At 43.0% G+C, this 12,432-nt stretch carries 10 protein-coding genes; all 10 read right to left on the reverse strand.

Features of this window, described 5'->3' with window-relative positions; genetic code table 11:
* Positions 1 to 237: 237 nt before the first annotated feature.
* The 10 genes from GSF08_RS00735 to pepD all read right to left on the reverse strand — a co-directional run bounded on the left by GSF08_RS00735 (position 238) and on the right by pepD (position 12,279).
* Positions 238 to 726, reverse strand: coding sequence for an MGMT family protein (locus GSF08_RS00735; RefSeq protein WP_160623964.1), 489 nt, complete (start codon positions 724 to 726; stop codon positions 238 to 240).
* A gap of 396 nt (positions 727 to 1,122) precedes the next feature.
* On the reverse strand, positions 1,123 to 2,610 hold the full coding sequence (gene lysS / locus GSF08_RS00740) for a lysine--tRNA ligase (RefSeq protein WP_160623965.1): 1,488 nt from the start codon (positions 2,608 to 2,610) through the stop codon (positions 1,123 to 1,125).
* 400 nt (positions 2,611 to 3,010) lie between these two features.
* On the reverse strand, positions 3,011 to 3,658 hold the full coding sequence (locus GSF08_RS00745; protein WP_160623966.1) for a hypothetical protein: 648 nt from the start codon (positions 3,656 to 3,658) through the stop codon (positions 3,011 to 3,013).
* Positions 3,659 to 3,739: 81 nt separating this feature from the next.
* Entirely contained in the window at positions 3,740 to 4,756 is a 1,017-nt protein-coding gene (gene dusB, locus GSF08_RS00750; protein ID WP_160624675.1) for a tRNA dihydrouridine synthase DusB, read from the reverse strand.
* Positions 4,743 to 5,633: an Hsp33 family molecular chaperone HslO gene (gene hslO, locus GSF08_RS00755; protein ID WP_160623967.1), complete on the reverse strand. Its 891-nt coding sequence runs from the start codon at positions 5,631 to 5,633 to the stop codon at positions 4,743 to 4,745. The genes dusB and hslO overlap by 14 nt, the downstream gene beginning before the upstream one ends.
* 186 nt (positions 5,634 to 5,819) lie before the next feature.
* Positions 5,820 to 6,755, reverse strand: coding sequence for a tocopherol cyclase family protein (locus tag GSF08_RS00760; protein WP_160623968.1), 936 nt, complete (start codon positions 6,753 to 6,755; stop codon positions 5,820 to 5,822).
* A 95-nt stretch (positions 6,756 to 6,850) separates the two neighbouring features.
* The gene (gene ftsH / locus GSF08_RS00765) at positions 6,851 to 8,986 is read right to left on the reverse strand and encodes an ATP-dependent zinc metalloprotease FtsH (protein WP_160623969.1); all 2,136 of its coding nucleotides are present in this window, start codon (positions 8,984 to 8,986) and stop codon (positions 6,851 to 6,853) included.
* Positions 8,987 to 9,000: 14 nt separating this feature from the next.
* Positions 9,001 to 9,540, reverse strand: coding sequence for a hypoxanthine phosphoribosyltransferase (hpt, locus tag GSF08_RS00770; protein WP_160623970.1), 540 nt, complete (start codon positions 9,538 to 9,540; stop codon positions 9,001 to 9,003).
* Positions 9,541 to 9,566: 26 nt separating this feature from the next.
* Entirely contained in the window at positions 9,567 to 10,799 is a 1,233-nt protein-coding gene (gene tilS / locus GSF08_RS00775) for a tRNA lysidine(34) synthetase TilS (protein ID WP_160623971.1), read from the reverse strand.
* A gap of 46 nt (positions 10,800 to 10,845) precedes the next feature.
* Entirely contained in the window at positions 10,846 to 12,279 is a 1,434-nt protein-coding gene (gene pepD, locus GSF08_RS00780; protein ID WP_160623972.1) for a beta-Ala-His dipeptidase, read from the reverse strand.
* Positions 12,280 to 12,432: the final 153 nt, after the last annotated feature.

A 12,432-nucleotide genomic window follows, 5' to 3' on the forward strand; every position in this document is an offset into this window, starting at 1 on the left:
GACGGTGTCGGTGACTGAAAAAGAAGCATAGTTTTCTTCTGCTTCAGATGTCACAAGGATACTTCTCACAATAGGAACAGTATTGAACATGATTATGTTTAAGACTGCATCGAGCTATTTTACAAGGCCGGTTTCCTGCTCCGCCGCATCCCATGCAGAAATTATCCAGATACATTGAGCACGATATTCAGTTTAAGCCGCATAATGACAAGCTTTGATTGCTTCTGACGAAGCCCTTCACAGCAGCTCCTCAAGATTCACACATACATTTTCATAATCTTTGACATAATAGCGTAGATTCGTTCTGCCACGCTGAATAATTTCATGTCCCTCCGCTTCCAATAGACTGCGTTGCTTCACAACCCCACCCGGATATTTGGGATTCAGTTCACCCTTTGCTTTCAAAGTTCGCCAATACGGTGTTTTATCTTCATCACGCTGATGACTGGCCCAGGCAGCGATTGATACAAAAATACCGGCTGTGATCGGATCGGTAAAGTCCGCGTCATGATGCCTAGCAAAATATTCACGAATCGCTCCCACGGTGATCACCTTGCCATTTGGTATCTTTTTCATAACCATATCATAATCAATCGGCGGAGCAAAATACATTCTGTTTCCCCCATATTTTTTGATCGATGCATCATCATCAATAATCTGAATCTTAGGCATTCCATTTTTTCTTTTCAGCATTACATTAAAATCTTTTTGATCTTCATTTGCCATGACATCCACCTCCTAAGTAAAACATACAACACTTTCTATGGGTATGCAATGAGGCAGTTTTAAAATAAATATAAATTTGTATGTTGGAATACATGATTCCCTATGCGAATTATGCAGGCTAAGCTTTTTACTAAATCACTAGGATACTTTAACAGCATCATAAAAAGAGTATCGTTTGAAACCAAATCCTATTTCTGTCACAGCAATTCAGCATGCGTCGCTTGAAACATATTGAAAAAGGCATTGGTTAAAACCAACGCCCTTTAAAATCTATGAATTTTGCAGTGTTTTTGTAATGTATTATTGTGGTGTAAATCAGGTGTAAATACCGTTTTTCATTTTACATGATATAACTGTATTTCCCTTTATTTAAGCCGCATTAGCGTATTACTTTACTTATTTGTTCTTCATGTGCGGGAATAACAGCACCTCGCGGATGCTATCGGAATCCGTCAGCAGCATCACCAAGCGGTCAATTCCCATACCCATACCACCGGTCGGCGGCAAACCGTATTCCAGGGCTTCTACATAGTCAACATCCATTTCACAAGCCTCATCATCACCCAGTTCCTTCTGCGCGATCTGTGCTTCAAAACGCTGACGCTGATCGATCGGATCGTTCAATTCCGTGAATGCGTTACAGTATTCACTGCCATCAATGAATAATTCAAAACGATCGGTAAAGCGTGAATCATCGGGATTCTTTTTCGCCAAAGGTGAAACCTCTACCGGATGGCCATATACGTATGTAGGCTGAATAATCTTATCTTCACAGAATTCTTCAAAGAACTTGTTGATGATATGACCCACTGAGTATTCATGCTTCTCAACCTCAATGTTGTGTTTCTTCGCCAGTTCCAATGCTTCTTCTACACTCATCTCTTTCCAGAAATCAACGCCGCATGCTTCCTTGATTGCATCCACCATATGCAGACGTCTGAACGGTGCTTTTAGTGAAATCGCTTTTCCCTGATACGTGATCTCGGTAGTTCCGCATACCTTGTTCGCTGCGTAATCGATCATACCTTCGGTCAGCTCCATCATACCTTCCATATCTGAGTACGCTTTATACACTTCCACGGTCGTGAATTCCGGATTGTGCTTCGTATCCATGCCTTCGTTGCGGAACAGTCGGCCAAATTCATAAACTGCTTCCAATCCGCCCACAATCAAGCGCTTCAGCGGCAGCTCAGTTGCAATACGCAGATAGAATTCCATATCCAGCGTATTATGGTGGGTAATAAACGGCCGCGCATTCGCACCACCCAAGATCGGCTGCAGCACCGGCGTTTCTACCTCTACATAACCCTGACCATCCAGATATTCCTGCAGCGCACGGATGATTTTTGGGCGGGTTAAGGCAATTTGACGGCTTCTTTCATTCATGATCAGATCTACATAACGACGGCGGTAACGTTCTTCAACGTCCTGCAAACCATGAAACTTTTCCGGAAGCGGACGCAGCGCTTTGGACAGATGTGTATATTCTCTTGCTTTGATTGAAAGCTCTCCGTGATTTGTTTTCATCACTGAGCCTTCAATACCGACAATATCGCCGATGTCGGCTTTTTTGAATACCTCAAACATTTCTTCGCCAATCGCATCCTTGCGAACATATACCTGAATCTGGCCGTCCAGATCCTGAATATGCATAAATCCTGCCTTGCCCATCATACGCTTTGTCATAATACGGCCGGCTACCTTTACTTCAACATGTTTTTCTTCTAATTCTTCTTTAGAAAACTGCTCGTACTCCGCCTTGATCTGACCGCTTTTATGCGTACGGTCATAGCGGTGCCCAAACGGAGCAATTCCTTTTTCTTCGAGGAACTTCAGCTTTTCGCGCCTTACTTGTTCCTGATCGGTTAAGTTTAATTCTTCCATGAGTTCTACATCCTTTCTTTCACATATAAAAAGCTCTCATCCGTTAGGGACGAGAGCTTAGATCGTGGTACCACCCTACTTCACTGCACGGTCTCCCGCTGCAGTCTTAGCAACTTATAAAAGTTATTCGTAACGTGAATGAAACGTCCTAACAGGAAGGCTCCAAGTCTTTATTTCACAAGGCTTCTGCACATCCCTTTCCACCATCCGGGACTCTCTTGTATGCTTTCACACATGCTACTCTCTCTTCACAGCCATATTAACATCTGCATTATAAATTGCTTTCAATGCTTTGTCAACCACAATTATCAAATCCTAAGCACTCTAAGAATTTCATAAAAAAGAACGGCTTATCCCTCTGATATACCGTTCAATTTTTTATAATATCAAATTGTATTCTTTATTTGATATTATCGATCAGCCATTTCCCGTCTTTCTCAATAAGCGTAAACGTAGCGTTATATGTGTTATAGCTGCTCTTGTCGATCAACTTGATTGCTTCCTCAAAGAATTTCGGCATGATACTGTTATAAATATACTTCATCATGGCATCCTGACCTTGACTTAAATAAATTTCCATAGCTTGCTTTTTATTTTCTTCATTATTCTCAAAATCGGTTGCCAGGTTCTGTATCTCCGTAGAAGATTCAATATTTTTCAATTCATCAAAGGAAGCCATTTTCCCTTTTACCTTAATAATCGTTTTCCCGTCTTTGACTTCTACTTCTTTGATCTTTGTATCCTTAAATAATTTTTCAAAAGCATAGTCTATATACTTCTGGGCAGATTTCGCAGCTTCATCCCCATAAGTTTCTGCGTCCAGCATTTCATCGAAACTGGAACCGGCCATTTTCTGCAGATCCTCTACATCCTTGTATCCATCATCCGTCATAATACCTTTGATTTTATCAAAATCCGCTTTCTTCATATATGTGAAGAAGGTATTCACCGCTTTCTTTTGTGCATCGGTAGAATCTTTACCTCCGCATGCGGCTAATGACAGCACCATCGCTGCCACGAAAAAAACTTTGAAAAACTTTTTCATCATGCGACCCCTTTCTATCCCCTTGATTGGGTTTATATAACTTAAGTATATCGTATGTGAAAATGCTTGTAAAGAAATGCAAAGTTAGATATTGCCAATTTCCGTATTTCTTATTCTTATTTCTTCTTGTTTTTCATAATCATTTAGGATTGTTTCCAAATCTTCGTATGTATTCATATGAGCTAAGGCATCCTTCAGCCGATGAGATTGATGCAGTCCTTTTACGTACCAGGCTGCATGACCGCGCATTTCACGCATTCCGACAGCTTCTCCCTTTAAGTCGCACAAGCGACTGGCATGTTCACGCGCGAGCCGGAATTTTTCATCCATGGATGCTTCTTCAGGTATTTTCCCCGTTTCCAAATATTCCACTGTTTGTTTTATGACCCATGGATCACCGAGCACCCCACGTCCGATCATTACCGCATCACAGCCGGTCTGCTTCAATGCGGCAAGTGCATCCTGAGGCGTTTTGATATCGCCGTTTACCATCACCGGTATAGATACCGCATCCTTGACAGCTTTCACGGCATTCCAATCAGCCTTCCCTTCATACATCTGTTTGCGGGTTCGTCCATGTACCGCTAATGCCGATGCCCCGGCAGCTTCCAGTTTTTTCGCCATGGATACACCGTTTAAATGGTAATCATCATAACCGATCCGCATTTTCACGGTAACCGGTTTTCGGACTGCCTCCACCACTGCTTTTACAATCGCTGCCGCATGATTTTCATCCAGCATCAGGGCACTGCCCGCACCGCTCTTAATTACCTTGTTTACCGGACATCCCATATTGATATCGATGATATCACAAGCCGTTTGAGTATCCAGCAGCTTCGCTGCATACACCATCGTCTCAATATCGCTGCCGAATATCTGCATGGTTAGCGGGTGCTCGATCGCATCCACCTGCGTCATCCCCAGTGTTTTGACATTTTGATAATAAAGCGCCTTGTCACTGACCATTTCCGTATAAATCAATCCGGCCTGAAACTTCTTGCAGATATGACGGAAAGCAATATTACTGATACCAGCCATCGGTGCAATGACTACCTGATTGGCAATTTCAACGTTGCCGATTTTCCAGCTATGTTCTCCCATAAGTATCAATGAAATCCTCCAAATCGCGCAGCTCCTGTTCACTGAATTGATATCGTTCGTTGCAAAAATTACAGGTAATCTCACAGCCGTGGTCTTCTTCGATCATTTGCATACGTTCTTCTTTGGTAAGGGTAGTCAGCACCCGTTTCATTTTTGCATGGGAGCAGTCACAGCGAAAAGCAACCGGCTGTTTAGATAAGATCTTTACATCACCAAACATATCATGCAATACCATTTCCAGATCAGTTTCCTCATGAATGATTGTCGACATTGGCTTCAGCTGCTTCAATACTTCTTCACAGACCGCAATATCTTCCTCAGTTGCATCCGGCATCATCTGTAATATCATGCCGCCTGCGGAAAGAATATGATTATCCGTATCTACGAGAACCCCTACTGATACTGCAGAAGGCGTCTGCTCGCTCACTGTGAAATAGTAAGCAAAGTCATCACCGATTTCACCGGTCTGCAGTTGGACGGTGCCTTTCCAGTTATCGCGCCCTCCGACATCCTTGATAACCTCCAGATTACCCGCATTGCCAACCGCAATACCAACCGCCAATTTACCGGTCTCTTCATACTGAAAATGACAATGCGGTTCACTGACAAAACCGCGTACATGACCGTCACTGTACGCATCTACCATGATGGTCCCAATCGGTCCGCCGCCATTGATAAGAATTGTAAGCTGCTCTTTTTCACTTTTCAGCATACTTCCCATCATAGAACCGACCGTTAGTGTACGTCCAAGCGCTGCAGCTGTTGTCGGCCACATATCAAAGCGTGTTCTCGCTTCTTCTACCATGGACGTTGTAGCACATATATAAATTCGGACATGTCCGTCGCATGCCAATGCTTTTATTAATTGATCTTCCATATCTTCACATCCTTTTAAGCATGTATAAGTATACCATATTCCTAAAAAAATCACGACTTTGATGTAATAAGCAGATCATCAGTATATTAAAATAATTCTCAAGCATTAGCCATTTCACAAATCATTTATGCTTCTGCGAATTTTCTGTATTGCGTTGAACATGAAAAAACTTGCCAAGCTCAATCCTTATGAAAAGAAATGATCATTCTCAATGCCGCAATGATGAAATGTGAGCTTACGGATACGTTTTCCACATCTTGATATATACAGATCAACATGACCCAATAAGCACTCCTGCACAATGCGGTTCATTTCTCCCTGCTGCGGTGCTTCCAGCTGAAAGGCTGTATTCATCCGTATCGTGCATTCGATCTGATAAAAACCCTGACGGATGCACAGATAAAAGCCATTCTCATTAGATCTTGCTTTTGTCAGAACTGCTCCATGATAAGAAGCAAAACGATACTCTGTATGCTGATCCTTCACCACCATAATGATACCGGTAAAATGAAAAAGCCCCAGCGGAATCGCTGCACAGGAAAAAAAGAGCGCGGCTGGCTGCTCATCACAACAATTAGACTGTGCCCATATATATCTTTGAGGAAAGGAGGTTCCCCAATCCTTTTCCTGATAAACAATTCCTTTTCGCTTCAGTATCTGTTGATTATTTTCCATAAAACAGACAGCACGGCTGCCAAGATTGATAATGGCATGATTGCACTGCATATTTTTCAGATAAGCAAATGGACCCATAATAGTAGGCGCGTAAACACTCTGGTGAATATGAACAGCATTTTGAAACTGAAAATCAAACACTCTAGAAAGTCTTGTATCTTCAATATGAAGATAATTTCCGAGAAATACACTGCGTCCTATATGAAGCTCAAACGGTTTTGCCTGATACCGCCATTCATCCTGATTATAAGATGCTTTTTCCATGATCTGTGCTTCAGTATGAAAGACTTGAATAAATGCTTCCTGATTTTCTGCGGTTCTCGCAATTCCAAGAATGATCGCCGCCGAAAATTCATCACTGACAAAACGAAAATACCATCCTTCAAAAAATGGTATCTTCAGGGATTCATGAAGCTGCAGCTCCTGTTCATATGTTATATTTTTCATCTACATTACTTTATGAAAAAAGCGCTTAAAGTATGACCCATAAAAAAACGCACTTACGTGCGTCTTAGTTGTAGATAAAATAGTTTGAAGATTGCTTATGCATCTTTATTTTCATCATCAGATGGTTTTGAATCCTCAGCTTTTGGTTTCTTAGGAGAACGCTTTCGCACCGGTACTTTTTCCTCTGCTTCACCTTCAGATTTCGGTTTACGAGGAGCCCGCGGCTTACGCGGTGCCTTTGGTTTCTCAACCGGCTTTGCTTCAACCACAACATCAGCATCGGTCGCTACTGTTACATCACTTCCAGCGACGATTGCAGCTGCAGTGGCGGCTTCAACACCTTCTTCAAGTGTTTCAGTCGCTTCAACAGGTTCTGTAACTGCTGGTTTAACTGGTTCATTGGGATTGGTAATGGTTCCATATTCGACCAGATTCATAATTTGTTCATTTGTCAGTGTTTCTTCTTCCATTAAGGTTACCGCAATCAGATCCATCAGTGTACGGTTTGCCTTGATAATCGCTTTGGCATTTTCATAACATTCATTAATGATCCGGCGTACTTCCTTATCGATTTCAAATGCGATTTCTCCGGAGTAATTGTTTCTGCTGCCATAGTCACGGCCCAAAAATACGTTGCCGCTGCCGTCATCATACTGAATCGGTCCTAGCGAAGACATACCAAAGCTGCGTACCATTGCTTTCGCGATTTTCGTAGCTTTTTGAATATCATTGCTGGCACCGGCAGAAATTTCATTAAAGACAACTTCTTCTGCCACACGGCCGCCAAGCAGTCCCGTGATTTGAGCCATGAAATCCGCCTTCGTCGGCATCATTTTTTCTTCTCTTGGTGTCATCAGATTATATCCGCCTGCATCACCACGCGGAATGATCGTAACCTTCTGTACCATATCGGCATTTTCCAGTTTTAATCCGATAATCGTATGTCCCGTCTCGTGATATGCCACAAGACGCTTTTCTTTATCGGTATAAGTTTTACTTTTCTTAGCAGGGCCCATCATAACGCGGTCAATAGCTTCATCCAGATCATCCATAGTAATCAGGTTGCGGCTGTCGCGAACGGCCAGGATGGCTCCTTCATTCAATACGTTCTCCAGATCCGCTCCGCTGAATCCCGGGGTACGTTTTGCCAAATTATCTAAGTTGACATCCGATGCCAGCTTCTTGTTCCTAGCATGCACTTCCAAAATTGCCTGACGGCCTTTTTTATCCGGAAGATTTACCGTAATCTGACGATCAAACCGGCCGCTTCTAAGCAGCGCCGGATCCAATACGTCGGGACGGTTGGTAGCTGCAATGATAACGATACCGGTATTTTCACTCATACCATCCATCTCAACCAGCAACTGGTTAAGCGTCTGCTCTCGCTCATCGTTTCCGCCGCCCATGCCGGCACCGCGCATCCGTCCTACTGCATCGATTTCATCGATAAAGACAATACACGGAGCAGTCTGTTTCGCCTTTTTAAACATATCGCGAACCCGGCTTGCACCAGTACCTACGAACATTTCCACGAAATCAGATCCTGAAATAGAGAAAAACGGAACATCCGCTTCACCGGCCACTGCCTTTGCAAGCAATGTTTTACCGGTACCCGGAGGACCTACCATCAGCATACCCTTAGGAATGCGGGCTCCCATATCCGAAAACTTCTTCGGTGCTTTTAAATAATCAATAATTTCTTTTACTTCTTCTTTCTCTTCATCACATCCGGCTACATCACGAAACCGCACTTTCACATCGCCTTCAATACGGGCGCGTGATTTTGAGAATTCAAATGCCTTATTGTTTCCACCAGCGGCATTCATCTTCGTAAACATGAAGATGGCAACACCGACGAGCAGTAACAAAGGTACGATATTCAGCAGAAAATCCATCCAATAATTACGGCGGGTAGGATCGCTGAACACAACCTGATTTTTGCCTTTGTCATTTAATACTTTCGTTAACCACTCCACATTTTTCTCGGTACGCGGGACGGTTACAGAGAATTTGACTTCTTCTCCACCCTTCAAATAGCTTCCGCTGACATCCATAACGGTCGAATACATGCCGACACTTGTATCGGTAAACGTCAATTTTTCTGCTTGTTCTTTAAATGCATTAAAACTGAACTGCTTTGTATTGGATCCGCCGCTGTATGTAAACAGCATCACTAAGATCAAGATTACCAGAAGATACGGAAGACCGTTAACAACTTTCTTGTTTTTCATTTAATTCGCTCCTTTTACTGATATACCTCATCTTTTAATACTCCAACATAGGGGAGATTCCGATACTTCTGATCGAAATCAAGACCGAAGCCGACAACAAATTCATTCGGTACTTCAAAACCGACATAGTCAGCCTTTATATCAACAACGCGACGATCCGGTTTATCCAAAAGGGATACAACCTTTACATCACGGGCACCTTTATTTTTCAGTAATTTTGTAACTTCCAGCAAGGTTCTGCCGGTATCTACAATATCCTCGACAAGCAGGATATCAATTCCTTTTACCGAACAGTCCAGATCTTTATCAACACGGATATCACCAATGGATTCAGTACCTTCATAACTCGATACATCCATGAAATCAAACTGAATATCCAGATCAATATGCTTCACCAATTCAGCTAAAAAAGGAACGCTTCCTTTCAGCAGGGCAACCAACAGCGGGGTGCTTTCTATTTTGCGATATTCATCGCTGATTTGTTTTCCGAGTTCTTCACAGCGGGCAATGATCGCTTCCTGTGATACGAGAACTTTTTTGACATCCTTATGCATACGACTCCTCCTGATATACACATAAATTATTTTAACACAAACAGATTCGGATTGTTAGAGAAATGTTCAATATCACACCCAATTCCCACAACAAAGATAATTTTCCCGTTTTTATTCTCAACTACCGGCCAGATTTCTCGCTGGGAAGCAGGTATTTTACGGTCGATAAACCATCGATTGAGCCGTTTCTTGCCAAATCGCAGCGAAATAGCATCACCTGGACGGGCATTTCGTATCGTTAACGGAAAATCACTTTCCGATACTGTTACACCATCGATCACCGTACCTGTTTTAACGGTGCGGAAATACGGAGTAGTCAAAATCGCAGGGCTGTGAACAATATAAGAATATCCTAGACAGGATTGTTGGGTCAGAGAAATCATACCATACTCACAGCGAAGTGTATAATTTCCTACCCGGCAGGCATGATTTCCTTCCTTTTGCAGAAGCATCTGGCGGATATTTCGCAGCTGGGGTTCACTGACTTTGTAAATATCATGCATTTCCAGAAAACTGCGAAGCACATTCAAGCAAGTTCCTTCACTTAGTCTGTGCAGAAAATCCGAGGTACATTCTTGAATAAATTCCTCATGCAGCGCCATATTTCGTTCTTCCCGCTGCTTCCCGTGTTCATTGAACGCGGCAATTTCATTCACCATCCGCTGCTTCTCATCATAAGTCAGTTTATCAATCACCTGATGCCGTATCTGATTGCGGGCATAATGATCGGTAAAGTTGCTTTCATCGTCATAATAATGCACATGATGGCGATGGCAGTACTCCTGCAGCTCCTGCTTGGTATAGCCCAAAAGCGGCCTAACCACACGCAACCCATATAAGGTGATTTCCGGCTGAATACCGGCATATCGAATATGTGCACCGCGTTTTTTCTGAAGCAGATAGGTCTCCAAATGATCATCCAACTGATGCGCAACCATAACACCTTCACACTGATACATATCACAAATTTCACGGTAATATGCGTAGCGGAGCTGCCGTGCATAATTCTGAAAGTTGCACGACTTCGGAAACTCATCGACGATCTTGCAGGCAAAAGGTATACTGAAACGTTCACAGTAGCGCTGTACGCCGTTCATATCCCGATCCGCAGTGCTGCGCTTACGATAGTTTACATGCGCGGCAACGACAAAAATACCGTTAGAACGGCACATATCGAGCAGGGACATTGAATCGGCGCCTCCCGAAACTCCAATGACCCATCGCTTATTTTCTTTTTTGAAAGTTTTAAAGATATCCATATCATCGTACATTATAATCGAAAAAAAAGACTCTGACGAGCCTTTTTTACAGTTTTGACAGAAATTCACATAAGAAATGATAGGAGCGGTCAAATGATGCCAAGTCCAGTTTTTCCATCGGTGTATGCACATCATACATGTCCATGCCCAGAGTCACAATATCCAGGTCTGGCAGCTTATCCTTCAAGATTCCGCATTCCAAGCCACCATGAACTGCTTCTAAAATTAGATCCGTACCGTACATATCATGATAAACCTCTTTCATGATCGACCGCAGAGCACTATTTTCAACATACTCCCAGCATGGATACCAGTTTGCGTCTTCACATTCAAACCCCAGCAAAGCTCCCAGCGTATGGCTTTCATCCTGCATATCCTTCACATATGAATCCAAAGCGCCGCGCATCGACACAGCCGCTTCAAAATGCATGCGGTCAAGCGTTACTACGCCGATATTTTCAGACGCTACCGTTAAGCCATCCATGTGTTCACTCTTATGGCGGAGTCCGGTCGGATGCAGATACAGCAGCTTCACGATCGCTTCGCTGTCATTTTGATCGACAACCTCCTTTACCGGTTCAATCTGTCTTATTTCGATTTGAAGTTCCCGATCGCTATACGCCAGTTCCTTTTGGATTGCTGCTGCCGTTTCCTTCACAATCGATGACAGATGTGAGAAATCCCCGTCATAGGCAAACACCGCTTCTGCAGTATGCGGAATGGCATTTACTTTAAAACCGCCCGAAAGAGAACTGAGCATTATGGTATTTTGTTTTTGAAGCACGTGGAGTACCCGCGCGATAATTTTCAAAGCGTTGCCTCGTTCCAAATGAATATCCCCGCCTGAATGACCTCCATACAGCCCAGATACACATAATTGGCAGCAATTTTGATTATTATTTATCCAGTTTAGTTTACGATGAAACAGCACATCCATTCCCCCTGAGCTGGCAGTTGTGGATATTCCCTCATCGATACAGTCCAGATTTATCAAACGACGCGCGTCCAGCAGCTTTGGATCAATCTGGAAAGCACCATTCATTGTAGATTCTTCTCCGGTTGTAAATACTGCATTGATTCTTGGATGCATAAGCGTATCATCATCCAGCACTGCCATGATATAAGCAGCACCCGCTCCGTCATCGGCACCAAGCGTAGTTCCCCGTGCCTTCACAAAGCCGTCTTCTACATAAATATCCAATGGATCAGTTTCAAAATTATGAGTACTGTCACTGCTCTTTTCATTGACCATATCAATATGCGCCTGCAGCATCACCGCCGGGTGATCCTCATAGCCGCGGCTTGCCTCTTTATACACAATGACATTATTTGCCGCATCCTGAATAACCTTTCGTTTTCGCGTTTTCGCAAATTCAACCAAAAAATCACTGATTGCCTGTTCATTTTCTGAACCATGAGGGATCTTAGTCAAAGCCTCAAAAAATCTCTGATGCGGTTTCTTCTCATCCAAAATACTCATATTGTTCACCTCCGGTATTTTTCACGCTGGGCATCTTCAGTTTCTATAATAATAGATTTGACAGATTTATCTGTAAAAAAGTCCATAAATGTAAAAGAAAACGGAAAACACCCCTGTTTTCCGTTTCTCATTGTAAGGATTCTCAAGAATAAC

This window comes from Copranaerobaculum intestinale (assembly GCF_009831105.1).
Classification (GTDB): Bacteria; Bacillota_I; Bacilli_A; order Erysipelotrichales; family Erysipelotrichaceae; genus Copranaerobaculum; species Copranaerobaculum intestinale.

Excerpts from the sequence above, each read along its gene's own strand:
- hslO (WP_160623967.1), bottom strand. The coding sequence starts at position 5,633 with ATGGAAGATCAATTAATAAAAGCATTGGCATGCGACGGACATGTCCGA.
- GSF08_RS00760 (WP_160623968.1), bottom strand. The coding sequence starts at position 6,755 with ATGAAAAATATAACATATGAACAGGAGCTGCAGCTTCATGAATCCCTG.
- tilS (WP_160623971.1), bottom strand. The coding sequence starts at position 10,799 with ATGGATATCTTTAAAACTTTCAAAAAAGAAAATAAGCGATGGGTCATT.
- ftsH (WP_160623969.1), bottom strand. The coding sequence starts at position 8,986 with ATGAAAAACAAGAAAGTTGTTAACGGTCTTCCGTATCTTCTGGTAATC.
- GSF08_RS00735 (WP_160623964.1), bottom strand. The coding sequence starts at position 726 with ATGGCAAATGAAGATCAAAAAGATTTTAATGTAATGCTGAAAAGAAAA.
- hpt (WP_160623970.1), bottom strand. The coding sequence starts at position 9,540 with ATGCATAAGGATGTCAAAAAAGTTCTCGTATCACAGGAAGCGATCATT.
- GSF08_RS00745 (WP_160623966.1), bottom strand. The coding sequence starts at position 3,658 with ATGATGAAAAAGTTTTTCAAAGTTTTTTTCGTGGCAGCGATGGTGCTG.
- lysS (WP_160623965.1), bottom strand. The coding sequence starts at position 2,610 with ATGGAAGAATTAAACTTAACCGATCAGGAACAAGTAAGGCGCGAAAAG.
- pepD (WP_160623972.1), bottom strand. The coding sequence starts at position 12,279 with ATGAGTATTTTGGATGAGAAGAAACCGCATCAGAGATTTTTTGAGGCT.
- dusB (WP_160624675.1), bottom strand. The coding sequence starts at position 4,756 with ATGGGAGAACATAGCTGGAAAATCGGCAACGTTGAAATTGCCAATCAG.